The organism is Pseudomonas sp. GL_139_B (genome assembly GCF_057834475.1).
The window spans coordinates 4326034-4340825 of sequence record NZ_CM174403.1 but is presented as its reverse complement, the minus strand read 5'-3'; the positions used below and the strand labels follow the sequence as shown (position 1 = coordinate 4340825).

At 60.6% G+C, this 14792-nt stretch carries 13 protein-coding genes and 1 other RNA gene; 7 read left to right on the top strand and 7 right to left on the bottom strand.

Annotated elements, in window-relative coordinates; all coding sequences use genetic code 11:
- Positions 1–30: 30 nt before the first annotated feature.
- Positions 31–1197 (top strand): zinc-binding metallopeptidase family protein, encoded by a 1167-nt coding sequence (locus AC3ISI_RS19805; RefSeq protein ID WP_489333433.1) that lies wholly within the window; start codon positions 31–33, stop codon positions 1195–1197.
- 134 nt (positions 1198–1331) lie between these two features.
- Positions 1332–1428, top strand: an RNA gene (gene ffs / locus AC3ISI_RS19800) — signal recognition particle sRNA small type.
- A 124-nt stretch (positions 1429–1552) separates the two neighbouring features.
- Here the strand turns inward: ffs and AC3ISI_RS19795 are convergent.
- Positions 1553–2317, bottom strand: coding sequence for a substrate-binding periplasmic protein (locus AC3ISI_RS19795; RefSeq protein WP_489333432.1), 765 nt, complete (start codon positions 2315–2317; stop codon positions 1553–1555).
- A 143-nt stretch (positions 2318–2460) separates the two neighbouring features.
- Here AC3ISI_RS19795 and dnaX point away from each other — a divergent pair, with 143 nt between their 5' ends.
- The 5 genes from dnaX to AC3ISI_RS19770 all read left to right on the top strand — a co-directional run bounded on the left by dnaX (position 2461) and on the right by AC3ISI_RS19770 (position 8257).
- Positions 2461–4554: a DNA polymerase III subunit gamma/tau gene (gene dnaX / locus AC3ISI_RS19790; protein WP_489333431.1), complete on the top strand. Its 2094-nt coding sequence runs from the start codon at positions 2461–2463 to the stop codon at positions 4552–4554.
- A 66-nt stretch (positions 4555–4620) separates the two neighbouring features.
- Complete coding sequence (locus AC3ISI_RS19785; RefSeq protein WP_027921723.1) at positions 4621–4959, top strand: YbaB/EbfC family nucleoid-associated protein; 339 nt, start codon at positions 4621–4623, stop codon at positions 4957–4959.
- 263 nt (positions 4960–5222) lie between these two features.
- Positions 5223–6257, top strand: coding sequence for an NADP-dependent oxidoreductase (locus AC3ISI_RS19780; RefSeq protein WP_489333430.1), 1035 nt, complete (start codon positions 5223–5225; stop codon positions 6255–6257).
- A 65-nt stretch (positions 6258–6322) separates the two neighbouring features.
- A complete protein-coding gene (gene recR / locus AC3ISI_RS19775) occupies positions 6323–6925 on the top strand; it encodes a recombination mediator RecR (protein ID WP_489333429.1) in 603 nt (200 codons plus the stop codon).
- Between the two features lie 183 nt (positions 6926–7108).
- A complete protein-coding gene (locus tag AC3ISI_RS19770; protein WP_489333428.1) occupies positions 7109–8257 on the top strand; it encodes an acyl-CoA dehydrogenase family protein in 1149 nt (382 codons plus the stop codon).
- 121 nt (positions 8258–8378) lie between these two features.
- On the opposite strand, the gene AC3ISI_RS19765 is transcribed toward AC3ISI_RS19770, so the two are convergent.
- From AC3ISI_RS19765 to AC3ISI_RS19740, 6 genes are all read right to left on the bottom strand, one after another.
- A complete protein-coding gene (locus AC3ISI_RS19765) occupies positions 8379–8927 on the bottom strand; it encodes an adenine phosphoribosyltransferase (RefSeq protein ID WP_489333427.1) in 549 nt (182 codons plus the stop codon).
- Positions 8928–9006: 79 nt separating this feature from the next.
- Entirely contained in the window at positions 9007–9741 is a 735-nt protein-coding gene (gene fnr, locus AC3ISI_RS19760; protein ID WP_489333426.1) for a fumarate/nitrate reduction transcriptional regulator Fnr, read from the bottom strand.
- Between the two features lie 126 nt (positions 9742–9867).
- Complete coding sequence (gene hemN / locus AC3ISI_RS19755; protein WP_489337757.1) at positions 9868–11250, bottom strand: oxygen-independent coproporphyrinogen III oxidase; 1383 nt, start codon at positions 11248–11250, stop codon at positions 9868–9870.
- Positions 11251–11370: 120 nt separating this feature from the next.
- Positions 11371–12054, bottom strand: a complete 684-nt coding sequence (locus AC3ISI_RS19750) for a sulfite exporter TauE/SafE family protein (RefSeq protein ID WP_489333425.1) — start codon at positions 12052–12054, stop codon at positions 11371–11373.
- On the bottom strand, positions 12047–12265 hold the full coding sequence (ccoS, locus tag AC3ISI_RS19745) for a cbb3-type cytochrome oxidase assembly protein CcoS (protein WP_223511746.1): 219 nt from the start codon (positions 12263–12265) through the stop codon (positions 12047–12049). The genes AC3ISI_RS19750 and ccoS overlap by 8 nt, the downstream gene beginning before the upstream one ends.
- A 25-nt stretch (positions 12266–12290) precedes the next feature.
- Positions 12291–14741 carry a heavy metal translocating P-type ATPase gene (locus AC3ISI_RS19740; RefSeq protein ID WP_489333424.1) on the bottom strand — a complete coding sequence of 817 codons (2451 nt, stop codon included), beginning with the start codon at positions 14739–14741 and terminating at the stop codon, positions 12291–12293.
- Between the last annotated feature and the right edge of the window lie 51 nt (positions 14742–14792).

Sequence of the window (14792 nt, the reverse complement as noted above, 5' to 3'; positions counted from 1 at the left end):
AGTCTTGGCAAGCCCCAGGGAGAGATCGCCATGTACCGCTTTTTCGAACAGCTCAGCTCGCGCATCGCCGCGCCCTTCATCGCTGAAAGCTCCCGCAACAGCAAGGTATGGCCGTGCCGTTGCGGTCAGTCGCTATTCTTTCGTAATAGCCAATGCCTGGCCTGCCTGGCAGTGTTGGGTTATCAGCCCGAACAGAGTCGCTTGTCGTCGCTGCAACCGGGTGTGCAGGCTGATACCTGGCTGCTCGATGCCGACCCGCCAGCCGGTGTGTTCCGCCGCTGCGCCAATCTTGATTCCCCGGCTGCGTGCAACTGGCTGCTACCGGCCAATGACCATGATGCGCTGTGCATCGCCTGTAGCCTGAATCACACCATCCCCGACCTGTCGATTGCGCAAAACCACGACCGCTGGTGCAAGGTGGAAACGGCCAAGCGGCGTCTGGTCGCGCAGCTGATCAGCTTGGGCTTGCAGGTGATTCCCAAAACCCTCGACGAAGAAACCGGTCTGGCGTTTGATTTCATCGGTATCGATCTGGAAGGCAAGTCGCCGACCACCGGACACGCCAACGGCCTGATCACCCTCGACATCAAAGAAGCCGATGACGCCCACCGCGAGCAGGTGCGGGTGCAGATGCACGAGCCCTATCGCACGTTGCTCGGGCATTTTCGGCATGAGGTCGGGCACTACTACTGGGACCGGCTGATCGCCAACAGCCAATGGCTGGAACCGTTTCGCGGATTGTTCGGTGATGAGCGCGCGAGCTACGCAGAGGCGCTGGAGCGGCATTACCAGCAAGGCGCACCGCTCGACTGGCAACAGCAGTGCGTCAGCGCCTACGCGACCATGCACCCGTGGGAAGACTGGGCGGAAACCTGGGCACATTACCTGCACATGATGGATGCGGTTGACACCGCTCTCGGGTTTGGCATGAGTGCACGGGAAATGGATTTCGATTACCAGCCATTTCCGTCGAGCACGCTCTACGATCCACAGCATCCGGGCGGCGCGGCGTTTCTGGCGTTCGTCAAGGCGTGGATCGAACTGGCCGGGATGCTCAATGAGCTGTCACGCAGCATGGGGCAGCCGGATTTCTATCCGTTCGTCCTGCCGCCAGCCGTGATTGCCAAGTTGCACTTCATTCACCTGGTGATCCAGCGAGAGGGCGGCAGGGCGGATGAGGTGTTGCAAGACCTGTAGGCCGGGTTGTTCCGAAGACTTTGCATGTCCTTGAAGCCGCTCATTTTTTTTAATCCGCGCCAACGGTTGTAACTTCGTCTCAGATAGGTACAATGGCGCGGCTCGCCGTCAGGTGAGCGTCGTTATGGTGACCCCATCGGTCCCCCCGCAACGATTACCCGTGAACCTGGTCAGATCCGGAAGGAAGCAGCCACAGCGGGAACATTGTGTGCCGGGGTGTGGCTGGTGGGGTTGCCTCCATAACGCACCGCGAATCCTCTTTCGCGTGATCTTTCTGAAAATATTTTTTATCGTTCTGCCATGGATTATCTCCAGGGCGGCGTTTCGTCGTTTCCGCTTTTCAGAACGAACGTTACTAAGGCTTACTCACCGCCACGCTGGATGACTCATTGCCGATATACAGGCGAATAATGTCATCAATCTCCCCCGACATTTTCATCCGCAACAACGTGCGCAGAATGCGCTGCACCGGCACCTTGGGGTCGTTGCGCACATAACAGCCAACATTCTGCTCTTGCAGCACGGCCACCGGTTTCAATTGCCGGTCAGGTAGCAGGCGCTGATTGAACCAGTCCAGTGTCCATTGATTGCTTACGGCAAAGCGATAGCGGCCGGCGTGGAGTTTTTCCAGCACTTGTTCCTGATTGCGTGCATCTTCGCGGTGCAGACGGTCGGTATCGAACAAGGGTTGCAGCGTCGGGTAGCTATAGCCGAGTACCGTGCCGACCGGTTGCCGAGGCAAATTGGCGGGTGTTACCGCGTCTGGCGATTCTGGCGGGCCGATCAGCACGTCGTGCTGGTGCCACAGCGGAATGCTCCAGATGTAGTCGCCAGACTGATTGGGTAGCCAGGACTGTGCGGCATAGCAACGCACATCGACCTCGCCGTGTTCCATAGCGTTTTGTACTCGCGCCCGGGGTATTACATGAAATTCGGCTGGCACACCGACCTGGGTGGCGAGGCTCAGCATCACGTCATACAGGATGCCCTGGGTCAGACGGCCGTGATCCAATTGCACCATTGGCATTGCCCAGCTGTCGGGCACCACAAAACGCAACGGCGCTTCAGCAGCGTCGACGTTCAGGCTTATCCACAGCAATGCCCCCAAGGCACAACGCATAAACGCTCCGGTACCTCTGAAACCCGAGCCGATTAAAGCCCCCAAAGTGCAGCTTAGCCAGATTAGACGAGCACACCGGATGCAATTTTGGCCTTGCTCCGCTAGCATTAGCCGCTTCTGTTCCTTCGTTGCGACGGTTTTCGATGAGTTATCAGGTTCTTGCACGTAAATGGCGTCCGCGCTCGTTCCGCGAAATGGTCGGCCAGACCCATGTGCTCAAGGCTCTGATCAATGCCTTGGACAGCCAGCGGTTGCACCACGCCTACCTGTTTACCGGTACGCGCGGGGTCGGAAAGACTACCATCGCGCGCATCATCGCCAAATGCCTGAACTGCGAAACAGGTATCACGTCGACGCCCTGCGGCGAGTGCTCGGTGTGCCGCGAAATCGATGAGGGGCGCTTTGTCGACCTGATCGAGATCGACGCCGCGAGCCGGACCAAGGTCGAGGACACCCGCGAGCTGCTCGACAACGTGCAGTACGCCCCGAGCCGCGGGCGCTTCAAGGTCTACCTGATCGACGAAGTGCACATGCTCTCCAGTCATTCCTTTAATGCGCTGTTGAAAACCCTCGAAGAGCCGCCACCTTACGTCAAGTTCATCCTGGCGACGACCGACCCGCAGAAACTTCCTGCAACCATTCTGTCGCGGTGCCTGCAATTCTCCCTGAAGAACATGACGCCGGAACGTGTGGTCGAGCATTTGACCCACGTGCTGGGGGTCGAGAACGTTCCGTTCGAAGACGACGCTTTGTGGCTGCTGGGCCGTGCCGCCGATGGCTCGATGCGCGACGCCATGAGCCTCACCGACCAGGCCATCGCCTTCGGTGAAGGCAAGGTCATGGCCGCCGACGTGCGGGCGATGCTCGGTACGCTGGATCACGGTCAGGTCTACGACGTTCTGCATGCATTGATCGAAGGTGACGCCAAGGCGTTGCTCGAAGGTGTCCGTCATCTGGCCGAGCAAGGCCCGGACTGGAACGGCGTGCTCTCGGAAATTCTCAACGTGCTGCACCGTGTGGCCATCGCCCAGGCCTTGCCTGAAGGCGTCGACAACGGTCAGGGCGACCGTGACCGGGTGCTGGCGCTGGCCCACGCGTTGCCGGCCGAAGATGTGCAGTTTTATTACCAGATGGGCCTGATCGGCCGTCGTGATTTACCGCTGGCACCGGACCCGCGTGGTGGTTTTGAAATGGTGCTGCTGCGGATGCTCGCCTTCCGCCCGGCAGACACCGCGGACGCCCCGAGGCAACCGCTAAAGCCAGTGGGGATCAGCCAGGCCACAGTTGATTCCGCAAACTCAGTGGCTGCCGCGCCGGTTGTTGCGCCGGCGGTCGCTACGGCAGTTGCGCCTGTTCCAGTTGCTCCAGTTCCAGTTCCAGTTCCAGTTCAGGTTCCGGTTCCCGCGCCGGAACCTGAACCGGTTGCACCCGTTGTCGTGCCTGAACCTGTGGTTGAGCCCGTGGCGGTCGAGGAAGTCGTCGACCTGCCGTGGAACGACCCGGTCATTCCCGAAGTCGTGCAGCAACCCGCCGTCGAGCCGGTACTGGAAACCACTGGCGAGCAGCCCGAGTTGCCGCCAATGCCGTTGCCAACGCCGGACAGTGCGGTCCCGGACGCGCCGGAATGGGCCGCAGCGCCGATCCCGGAACCGTCCGTTGCCGAAGTCGATGCCGCCACGCCGGGCATGGACCAGGACGACGAACCGCCGCTGGATGAGGACTACATCGAGCCGGACATGGATTCGGCCTACAGTTACCTCGATGAACTGGCCAGCGAACATGCCGCCGACCCCGCGCCGGAACCCGAGCCGGAACCGGCTGCGATGCCGGCCACCGGTCTGGCGTTGCAATGGCTGGAGTTGTTCCCGAAACTGCCGATCTCCGGCATGACGGGCAGCATCGCCGCCAACTGCACGCTGATTGCCGTCGAGGGCGATCACTGGCTGATGCATCTGGACCCGGCCCACAGCGCCTTGTTCAACGCGACCCAGCAACGGCGTCTCAACGATGCGCTGAACCAGTTTCACGGGCGCACGCTGACCCTGAGCATGGAGCTGATCAAGCCTGAACAGGAAACCCCGGCTCAGGCCGCGTCCCGGCGCCGTGCCAACCGTCAGCGCGAGGCCGAGGAGTCGATCCACGGCGATCCGTTCATCCAGCAAATGATGCAACAGTTCGGTGCGGTGATCCGTAACGATACTATTGAACCTGTCGACGCTCTGGTCAGTCAGGGCTAATAACTGAAGGCGTTCGGTCAAAAGGGCCGGACGCTGTTTAATCCAAGTACTTTTGAGGTGATTCCCATGATGAAAGGTGGCATGGCCGGCCTGATGAAGCAGGCACAGCAGATGCAGGAAAAAATGGCCAAGATGCAGGAAGAGCTGGCCAACGCCGAAGTCATCGGTAAAGCGGGTGGCGATATGGTCACCGTGGTGATGACCGGTCGTCACGACGTCAAGAGCGTGACCATTGACCCGAGCCTGGTTGAAGGCCTGAGCGAAGACGACAAAGAGATGCTGGAAGCCGTCGTCGCCGCCGCCGTCAACGATGCCGTGCGCAAGATCGAAGCCAACAGCCAGGACAAAATGTCCGGCATGACCGCTGGCATGCAACTGCCGCCGGGCATGAAACTGCCATTCTGATTCGCTAAAGCGCGTCGGATGAGCTACAAAAAAATGCCAGGCATTGCGCCTGGCATTTTTGTGTTTGCCTGTTACAAGTGTATGCCTTGAGGTCGCCATCGCTGGCAAGCCAGGCTCCTACAGGGATCACCTCTATCCCGTAGGAGCCTGGCTTGCCAGCGATGAGGTCCCCTCGGCACAACTGACGAAACATCGAACCCGACACCGCCACAACGGTCTGCTCCCCTATACCGCCCGATTCTCGATAAAAAGGAGACGCTCACATGCCACAAGCATTGACCCTCAACCAATGTATCGTCCTGGCGTCCCGCCCGATAGGCGCGCCGACGCCGGAGAATTTCCGCCTGGAAAGGGAAGCACTGCCTGACCTCGCTGACGGCCAGATACTGCTCAAGACCCTCTACCTGTCACTGGACCCATACATGCGCGGTCGCATGAGTGATGCGCCGTCCTACGCCGCCCCCGTCGAAATCGGCGAGGTCATGACCGGTGGGGCTGTCAGCCGGGTCGAGCGTTCATCTAATCCAAAATTCCAGGAAGGTGATGTGGTGGTGGGTGTTACCGGCTGGCAAACCCACAGCATCAGCGACGGTCGCAACATCATCCCGGTGCCGTCCGGGCTGCCGAGCCCGTCGATGGCCTTGGGTGTGCTGGGCATGCCGGGCATGACGGCCTATATGGGCTTGATGGACATCGGCCAGCCGAAGGCCGGCGAAACCCTGGTGGTCGCGGCGGCGTCCGGCGCGGTGGGTTCTGTGGTCGGCCAGGTGGCGAAGATCAAGGGACTGCGCGTGGTCGGAGTGGCCGGTGGTGCGGAAAAATGCCGTTATGTCGTCGACGAATTAGGCTTTGATGCCTGCGTCGACCACAAGAGCCCGAACTTTGCCGATGAGTTGGCGCAGGCCTGCCCCAACGGGATCGACATTTACTATGAGAACGTCGGCGGCAACGTGTTCGACGCGGTAGTGCCGCTGCTCAATGCCAAGGCGCGAATTCCGCTGTGCGGTCTGATCGCTTCCTACAACGCCCACGAAGCACCGACGGGCCCGGATCGCCTGCCGCAATTGCAACGGACAATCTTGACCAAGCGTGTGCGGATTCAGGGCTTCATCGTGTTCGACGACTACGGCGATCGTCAGCCGGAATTCATCAGTGCCATGGCGCCGTGGGTCCGTGATGGCAAGGTGAAATTCCGCGAAGACGTGGTCGATGGCCTGGAGCAGGCGCCCGAAGCGTTCATCGGCCTGCTGGAAGGGCGCAATTTCGGCAAACTGGTGGTGCGGGTCGCGCAAGACTGAGTATTTGACGCTAAAGAGAGGCGCGGGTATAAACCGCGTCTCGTTGTTTTGTCGGACGTTTCCCCATGAGCTTCAGCCCTTTGATTCGCCAACTGATCGATGCCCTGCGAATTTTGCCGGGTGTGGGTCAGAAAACCGCCCAGCGCATGGCGCTGCAACTGCTTGAACGTGATCGCAGCGGTGGTTTGCGACTGGCGTCGGCCTTGAGCCAGGCCATGGAAGGGGTCGGCCACTGCCGGTTGTGCCGCACGTTGACCGAAGACGACCTTTGCCCGCAGTGCGGGGATACCCGTCGCGACGACACCTTGTTGTGTGTGGTGGAAGGACCGATGGATGTCTATGCGGTGGAGCAGACCGGGTTTCGTGGTCGCTACTTTGTGCTCAAGGGGCATTTGTCCCCGCTCGACGGCCTCGGGCCTGAGGCGATTGGTATCCCGCAGTTGATGGCGCGGATCGAAGAGGCCGGGAGCTTTACGGAAGTCATCCTGGCGACCAACCCGACGGTCGAAGGTGAAGCGACGGCGCACTACATCGCACAATTGCTCAGCAATAAAGGCCTGATAGCCTCGCGTATCGCCCATGGCGTGCCGTTGGGTGGCGAGTTGGAGTTGGTGGATGGCGGGACGTTGGCGCATTCGTTTGCCGGGCGTAAGCCGATCGCTTTGTAGTGGCTGAACTGACGCCATCGCGAGCAGGCTCGCTCCCATATTGAATTTGTGGCGTTCACAAGTCCCCTGTGGGAGCGAGCCTGCTCGCGATGCGGACACCTCGGTTCCCCTGATTTACACATTCCTGTTGAAAACCAAGCAAGCGCTCGGTTAACGTCGCTGAACCTTCAGTGGAGTTCGCCGATGCCTGCCTTTCAGGAATACTTCGATCCCAGCCACCAATTGGTCCGTGACAGCGTCAGACGTTTCGTCGAACGGGAGATTCTTCCGGACATTGATCAGTGGGAGGAAGCTGAACGCTTTCCCCGTGAGCTCTACCTCAAGGCCGGTGCTGCCGGGATTCTGGGCATTGGGTACCCCGAGGCGCTGGGTGGCAGTCACGAAGGTGATCTGTTCGCCAAGGTCGCCGCCAGCGAAGAGCTGATGCGCTGTGGGTCTGGTGGACTGGTGGCCGGTCTCGGTTCGCTGGACATCGGCTTGCCACCGATCCTCAAGTGGGCCAGGCCTGAAGTCCGTGATCGCGTCGTGCCTCAAGTGCTGGCCGGCGAGAAGATCAGCGCCCTGGCCGTCACCGAACCCAGTGGCGGGTCCGACGTCGCCAACCTGCACACCCGTGCCGTGCGTGATGGCGACTTTTACCGGGTCAGTGGTAGCAAAACTTTTATCACCAGCGGCGTTCGTGCCGATTTCTACACCGTCGCGGTGCGCACCGGCGAGCCGGGTTTTGGCGGCATCAGCCTGTTGTTGATCGAGAAGGGCACGCCCGGTTTCACCGTTGGCCGTCAGTTGAAGAAAATGGGCTGGTGGGCGTCGGACACAGCCGAATTGTTTTTTGACGATTGCCGGGTGCCAGTCGGCAATCTGATCGGCGCAGAAAACATGGGCTTCGCCTGCATCATGGGTAACTTTCAGAGTGAGCGTCTGGCGCTGGCGCTGATGGCCAACATGACCGCGCAGCTTGCGCTGGAGGAGAGCCTGAAATGGGCGCGTCAGCGTGAAGCCTTCGGTAAACCCATTGGCAAGTTCCAGGTGCTCAAACACCGCCTTGCCGAGATGGCGACTGCACTGGAAGTGTCCCGAGAGTTTACCTATCGCCAGGCGGCGAAGATGGCGGCGGGGCAGAGTGTGATCAAGGAAATTTCGATGGCCAAGAACTTTGCCACCGACACGGCGGACCGGATCGTTAATGATGCGGTGCAGATCTTGGGGGGCTTGGGCTATATGCGCGATAGCCTGGTGGAGCGGCTGTACCGGGATAACCGGATTCTGTCGATTGGTGGCGGGACGCGGGAAGTAATGAACGAGATCATCAGTAAGCAGATGGGGCTTTGAGATTTGCTGTGTTGCTGATTACGCCATCGCGAGCAGGCTCGCTCCCACAGGGGTTATGTGAACGACACAAATCCAGTGTGAGAGCGAGCCTGCTCGCGATGGAGTCAGTACAGGCGCAGCCTTACTTATCGGACAACGCAAACTGTGTCAGGCAGAACGTCGGGATGCCCATGTCTTCCAGACGCTGCGACCCACCCAGCTCCGGCAGGTCAATAATCGCCGCCGCTTCATGAACCCGCGCACCCATGCGTCGAATCAGGTTCGCCGCCGCAATGAGCGTGCCGCCAGTGGCGATCAGGTCATCGAACATCACCACCGAATCGCCCTCGCACAGGCTATCGGCATGCACTTCGAGGAACGCTTCGCCGTACTCGGTCGCGTAACCCTCGGCCAGCACGTCGGCGGGCAGTTTGCCTTGTTTGCGGAACAGCACCAGCGGCTTGTTCAGTTGATACGCCAGCACTGAGCCGATCAGGAAGCCACGCGCATCCATCGCCCCGATGTGGGTGAAATCGGCTTCGACATAGCGATGGGCAAAGCTGTCCATCACCAGGCGAAGAGCCTTGGGCGATTGAAATAAAGGGGTGATGTCACGAAAGATCACGCCTGGCTTGGGGAAGTCGATCACGGGGCGGATCAGGGATTTGATGTCGAAGGAGTCGAAGGCCATAGTCGAAAAATCCTGGCAGGCTGCAAACGTCGCAGTATAACGGCGGCTGAACCGTTTCGCTCAGCCGCAAGGGTTGTAATCAGCCTTCGACAGAGCCGCCGGCCAACGCGCAGAGTTGGATCGGGTCAAGGATATGGATTTCCTTGCCTTCGGCAGCGATCAGCTCGTTTTGCTGGAAACGGGTGAAGACCCGGGACACGGTTTCGACCGCCAGCCCCAGGTAGTTACCGATTTCATTGCGCGACATGCTCAGGCGGAACTGGTTGGCCGAGAAGCCGCGGGCGCGAAAACGTGCCGACAGGTTGACCAGGAACGTGGCGATGCGCTCGTCGGCGGTTTTTTTCGACAGCAGCAACATCATTTGTTGATCTTCACGAATCTCGCGGCTCATGACGCGCATCAACTGGCGGCGCAGTTGCGGCAGTTGCAGGGCCAGCTCGTCGAGGTGGTCGAAAGGGATTTCGCACACCGAGGTCGTTTCCAGCGCTTGCGCCGACACGGGATGCTTTTCGGTGTCCATGCCCGACAGGCCGACCAGTTCACTTGGCAGGTGGAAGCCGGTGAGTTGCTCTTCACCGCTGTCGCTCAGACTAAACGTCTTGAGGGCGCCGGAACGTACGGCGTAGACGCAATCGAAGGTGTCGCCCTGACGATACAGGAACTCGCCTTTTTTCAGCGGGCGGCCACGCTTGACGATGTCGTCCAGCGCATCCATGTCTTCCAGGTTCAGAGACAGCGGTAAACACAGGGGGGCGAGGCTGCAATCCTTGCAGTGGGCCTGGTTATGAGCACGCAGTTTGACTGGCTCGGACATTTCTTCAATCCTTGTGGGAAAACACACATAAGACGTAAGGGTAACCCACAGGAGGGCGTTCCGGCCAGTTTGTGCAGATATTGTCACGACACGATATAGGGTGATCTTTGGCGGTGCTGGGCAAAGCTAGATCACCCGGGAAAACCGTTGGTGGTTGAGCGGTTGCAGATAGGCATCAAACACCATGCACACCGACCGCACCAGCAAACGACCGGCCGGCAGGACGGTGATTCGTTCGTTGTCGAGCGTGATCAAACCGTCATCGGCCATGGTCTGAAGCTGCGGCCATAGTTGGCCGAAGTAGCCGCGAAAGTCGATGTTGAAGACCTCTTCGAACTCGACGAATTCCAGGCTGCAATTGCAGATTAGCTGCTGTATCACTGCCCGCCGCAACCGGTCATCGGCGTTACATACCAAGCCACGGCTGGTAGCCAGTTGAGCGGCGGCCAGGGTGTTCTGGTATTGAGCCAGGTCGCTAGTGTTCTGGCAGTACAGATCACCGATCTGGCTGATGGCTGACACCCCCAAACCGATCAGATCGCAATGCCCGTGGGTGGTGTAGCCCTGAAAGTTGCGTTGCAGGGTCGATTCTTCCTGAGCAATCGCCAGTTCGTCGTCGGGCAGGGCAAAGTGGTCCATGCCGATGTAGCGGTAACCGGCTGCGGTCAATTGTTTGATGGTGTTTTGGAGTATTTCCAGCTTCTGCGCCGGCGTAGGCAACTCATCGCTGTTGATGCGCCGCTGCGGCATGAAGCGTTCCGGCAAGTGCGCGTAATTGAATACTGAGAGCCGATCCGGTTGCAGGTTAATGACTTCATCGACTGTGCGGGCGAAGTTTTCGGGCGTCTGCCTGGGCAAGCCATAGATCAGATCGATGTTGATCGAACGAAATTGCAGGGTCCGGGCAGCGTCGATCACTGCGCGGGTTTCTTCCAGGCTTTGCAGGCGATTGACCGCCCGTTGCACGGCCGGGTCGAGGTCTTGCAGGCCAATGCTGACGCGGTTGAAGCCCAATTCGCGCAGTAAACCCATGGTCGACCAGTCGGCTTCACGAGGGTCGATTTCGATGCCGTAGTCGCCGGAATCGTCATCCAGCAAATTGAAGCTTTTGCGTAACCGGGCCATCAACTGGCGCAGTTCATCGTGGTTGAGAAAAGTCGGGGTGCCGCCGCCAAAGTGCAGTTGCTCAACCTTTTGCGCCGGGTCGAGGTGACTGGCGATCAACTGGATTTCCTGCTCAAGGCGCTGCAAGTAGGGCAGGGCCCGGCCACGGTCTTTGGTGATGACTTTGTTGCAGGCGCAGTAGTAGCAAATATTCGCGCAAAACGGCACGTGCACGTACAGCGACAACGGGCGTATGGCCTTGCGGCTGTCGCGCAGCGCTTGGAGCAGGTCGAACGAGCCGACCTGACTGTTGAATTGCATTGCAGTCGGGTATGAGGTGTAACGCGGTCCCGCCAGGTCATAACGGCGGATCAGATCGGTGTCCCAACGAATGGCGTCGAGCATCATGCGGGCATTCCCCCGGATAGGCTGGCAGTGACTGCGAGTCTAGGGGGCGAGGCGGTGGGGCATGTTGATTTGTGTCAAGGCCAAGATCTGCGTGTTGCTGAAAGCCTCAGCGCCGATCTAATGCCCCATCAGCCAATGCTGATGCGGCCCCGGCAAGGTCCAGAGGCCGAACAGCATCACCAGCATCCCGCCCGCCATGCGCACACTGCGTTTGCGCAACAGCACCGTCACGCGCTCAGCGGCAAGACCCGTGGCGAGTAGCACCGGCCAAGTGCCCAGTCCGAAGGCAAGCATCAACAACGCACTGTCCAGCGCATTGCCCTGGCTGGCCGACCACAACAACGTGCTGTAAACCAAGCCGCACGGTAGCCAGCCCCAAAGCGCACCCAGCAGCAAGGCGCGGGGCAGGCTCGACACAGGCAGCAAGGTGTTGGCAACCGGCTGGATATGCCGCCACAGGCCGCGGCCCAGGCTTTCGATGCGAGTCAGGCCGCTCCACCAGCCGGCGAGGTACAAGCCCATGGCGATCAGCAGTAAACCGGCGATGACCCGCATAAACATGGCCGCCGGGCTGTTGGCCACGGCCCAGCCCGCCAGGCCGATCAGCAGGCCGGCCGTGGCATAGCTGAGGATTCGTCCCAGGTTGTAGGCGAGCAGCAGCCGAAAGCGCCGGCTGCGTTGTTCCTTGGGAATTGCCAGGGTCAGCGCGCCCATCAAGCCGCCGCACATGCCCAGGCAATGGCCGCCCCCGAGCAAGCCGAGAATCACCGCAGACACCAGCAGTGGCGCCAATTCAAGCATGAGGTGGTGCCTTGTCGTCTGGCTTGGCCGGGTGGCCGCTGGCTTCGTCGACCGCTGCTTTGTGGGCCGGGTCCTGGTCGTCAAACAGTATGCTGTGGGCCGGGCCGTCGAGGTCGTCGTACTGACCGCTGTCGACCGCCCAGAAGAAGATGTAGACAGCGATGGCCACGAGCAGCAATGCGGCTGGGATCATCACGTATAGAGCTGGCATGGGTGGACTCCATGCCCGCGCAGGCTCAGGCCGGCAGCGGGCGGGTTTCTGGCGTGGCGCTGATGGCTGGCGTGCTCGGCAAGCGAGTCAGGCGCAGGGCATTGAGCACTACGGTCAACGAACTGATCGACATGCCGACGGCAGCCCACACCGGGGTAATCCAGCCGAGGGCAGCGAACGGCAACATGAGGCCATTGTACAATCCGGCCCACAGCAGGTTCTCGATGATAATTCGGCGGGTTCGCCGCGCCAAACTGAAGGCTTGCACCAGCGCGTCGAGGCGGTTGGACAGTAACACGGCATCGGCGCTGGTTTTCGCCAGATCGGTGGCCGAGCCCATTGCCACGCTGATGTCGGCCGCGGCCAGCACCGGCACGTCGTTGACCCCGTCACCGAGCATCAACACCTTGCGGCCTTCCTTGTGCAGTTGTTGCAGGACCTGCAATTTATCGTCCGGACGTAAACCGCCATGGGCTTCGTCGATGCCCAACTCGGCAGCGACACTGGCGACCATCGGCGAGCTGTCGCCGGACAGCAGCAAGGTTCGCCAGCCCCGCGCCTTGCAGGCTTGCAGCAACGCTGGGGCATCGGCGCGCAAACGGTCGTCGAGGACAAACCACGCCAGAGGCCCCTGACTGTCGCCGAGCAGCAACCATTGGCCGGCTTCATCGGGCATCAAGGGCACGGCAGCGCAGCTGAGTTCGCAGACAAAACCTGGCTGGCCAATGCGCAATCGCTGGGCGCCCACCAGGCCTTCAAGACCCAACCCCGGCGTGCTGTGGACTTCTTCGGCGGCCAGTGGCGCGCGACCAAAGGCCCGAGCTATCGGGTGTTCGGAGCGGTTTTCCAGTGCGGCAGCGAGGCTCACGCAGTGGTCACTGTCGAGTGCGGCAAGGGGGCGGATTGAACGCAACGCCAGACGACCTTCAGTGAGGGTGCCGGTTTTGTCGAAGATTACCGTGTCGATCTGGTTCAAGCCTTCCAGCACATGACCGCGCGTCAGCAACAGACCGAGTTTGTGCAGCGTGCCGGTGGCGGCGGTCAGCGCGGTTGGCGTCGCGAGGGACAAGGCGCACGGGCAGGTGGCGACGAGCATGGCCAGCACAATCCAGAAGGCTCGCGATGAATCGAGTTCCCACCACAACAGGCCAATGGCAGCCGCGGCAATCAGCGACAACAGCAAAAACCACTGCGCGGCGCGGTCGGCGATTTCCGCCAGGCGCGGCTTTTCGGCTTGCGCACGATCCAGCAAGCGGACAATGGCGGACAGTCGAGTGTCCTGGCCCAGCGCCAACACTTGCACCGTCAACGCGCCTTCAACGTTCAGCGTGCCGGCTGTCACTGCATCGCCTGGCGTTCGCGGTTGCGGCAGGTATTCACCCGTCAGCAGCGACTCGTCGATGCTCGACTGGCCATCGAGAATCTTGCCGTCGGCAGGAAGAATCGCACCAGGGTGAACCAGTACCTGATCGCCCACACGTAACTCGCTGAGCAGGATCCGCTCGCTCTGGCCATCAGTACTGAGGCGCAGGCATGAAGCGGGCAGCAGGTTGACCAGTTGTGCGGTGGCGGCGGCGGTGCGCTCCCGGGCTCGGCGTTCCAGATAGCGGCCGGCGAGCAGGAACAGCGCAAACATTCCGACCGCATCGAAATACAGCTCACCGACGCCGCTGATCGAGGTCCAGATGCCGGCGAGGTAGGCGCTGCCAATCGCCAGTGAGACCGAAACGTCCATGGTCAGGTGGCGGGTGCGCAGGTCGCGCATTGCGCCTTTGAAAAACGGTGCGCAACTGTAGAACACAATCGGTGTGGTCAGAAACAGTGCGACCCAGCGCAGAATGGTGTGCATTTCGGGGCTGAGGTCGATGTTGAATTCCGGCCAGGTGGCCATGGTCGCCATCATCGCCTGGAACCACAGCAACCCGGCGACACCCAGTTGACGCAAGGCCAGACGGTTTTCACTGGCCAGTTGTTCGCTGGCTCGATCGGCCTGGTATGGGTGGGCGGCGTAACCGATATGGCGCAATTCACTGAGGACCTGACTCAAAGGCAATTGTGCGTCGGCCCAGCGTACGTGCAAGCGATGATTGGACAGGTTGAGGCGTGCTTCGGCCACCGCCGGCAAGCCGCGCAGGTGTTTCTCGATCAACCAGCCGCACGCAGCGCAACTGATGCCTTCCATCAACAGGGTGGCTTCGGCGAGGTCACCGTCGTGACGCACGAATGGTGCTTGCACGTCGGCGCGGTCGTACAGCGCCAGTTCGTCCACCAACTGCACTGGCAAGGCTTCGGGGTTGGCTGATGACTCGCTGCGATGCTGGTAATAGCTTTCCAACCCGCCCGCCACGATAGCTTCGGCCACTGCCTGGCAACCCGGGCAGCAGAACTCGCGGGTTTCACCCAGGACCGCAGCGGTGAAGCGGCTGCCGGTCGGGACGGGCAGGGCGCAGTGGTAGCAGGGGGTTGGAGTGGTCATGGGGTGGAGTCTACATCGTCTGGACGGGCCTCTTCGCGGGCAAGCCCGCTC

Excerpts from the sequence above, each read along its gene's own strand:
- AC3ISI_RS19805 (WP_489333433.1), top strand. The coding sequence starts at position 31 with ATGTACCGCTTTTTCGAACAGCTCAGCTCGCGCATCGCCGCGCCCTTC.
- AC3ISI_RS19780 (WP_489333430.1), top strand. The coding sequence starts at position 5,223 with ATGCCACAAGCATTGACCCTCAACCAATGTATCGTCCTGGCGTCCCGC.
- AC3ISI_RS19740 (WP_489333424.1), bottom strand. The coding sequence starts at position 14,741 with ATGACCACTCCAACCCCCTGCTACCACTGCGCCCTGCCCGTCCCGACC.
- ccoS (WP_223511746.1), bottom strand. The coding sequence starts at position 12,265 with ATGCCAGCTCTATACGTGATGATCCCAGCCGCATTGCTGCTCGTGGCC.
- dnaX (WP_489333431.1), top strand. The coding sequence starts at position 2,461 with ATGAGTTATCAGGTTCTTGCACGTAAATGGCGTCCGCGCTCGTTCCGC.
- AC3ISI_RS19770 (WP_489333428.1), top strand. The coding sequence starts at position 7,109 with ATGCCTGCCTTTCAGGAATACTTCGATCCCAGCCACCAATTGGTCCGT.
- recR (WP_489333429.1), top strand. The coding sequence starts at position 6,323 with ATGAGCTTCAGCCCTTTGATTCGCCAACTGATCGATGCCCTGCGAATT.
- AC3ISI_RS19785 (WP_027921723.1), top strand. The coding sequence starts at position 4,621 with ATGATGAAAGGTGGCATGGCCGGCCTGATGAAGCAGGCACAGCAGATG.
- AC3ISI_RS19765 (WP_489333427.1), bottom strand. The coding sequence starts at position 8,927 with ATGGCCTTCGACTCCTTCGACATCAAATCCCTGATCCGCCCCGTGATC.
- AC3ISI_RS19750 (WP_489333425.1), bottom strand. The coding sequence starts at position 12,054 with ATGCTTGAATTGGCGCCACTGCTGGTGTCTGCGGTGATTCTCGGCTTG.
- hemN (WP_489337757.1), bottom strand. The coding sequence starts at position 11,250 with ATGCTCGACGCCATTCGTTGGGACACCGATCTGATCCGCCGTTATGAC.
- AC3ISI_RS19795 (WP_489333432.1), bottom strand. The coding sequence starts at position 2,317 with ATGCGTTGTGCCTTGGGGGCATTGCTGTGGATAAGCCTGAACGTCGAC.
- fnr (WP_489333426.1), bottom strand. The coding sequence starts at position 9,741 with ATGTCCGAGCCAGTCAAACTGCGTGCTCATAACCAGGCCCACTGCAAG.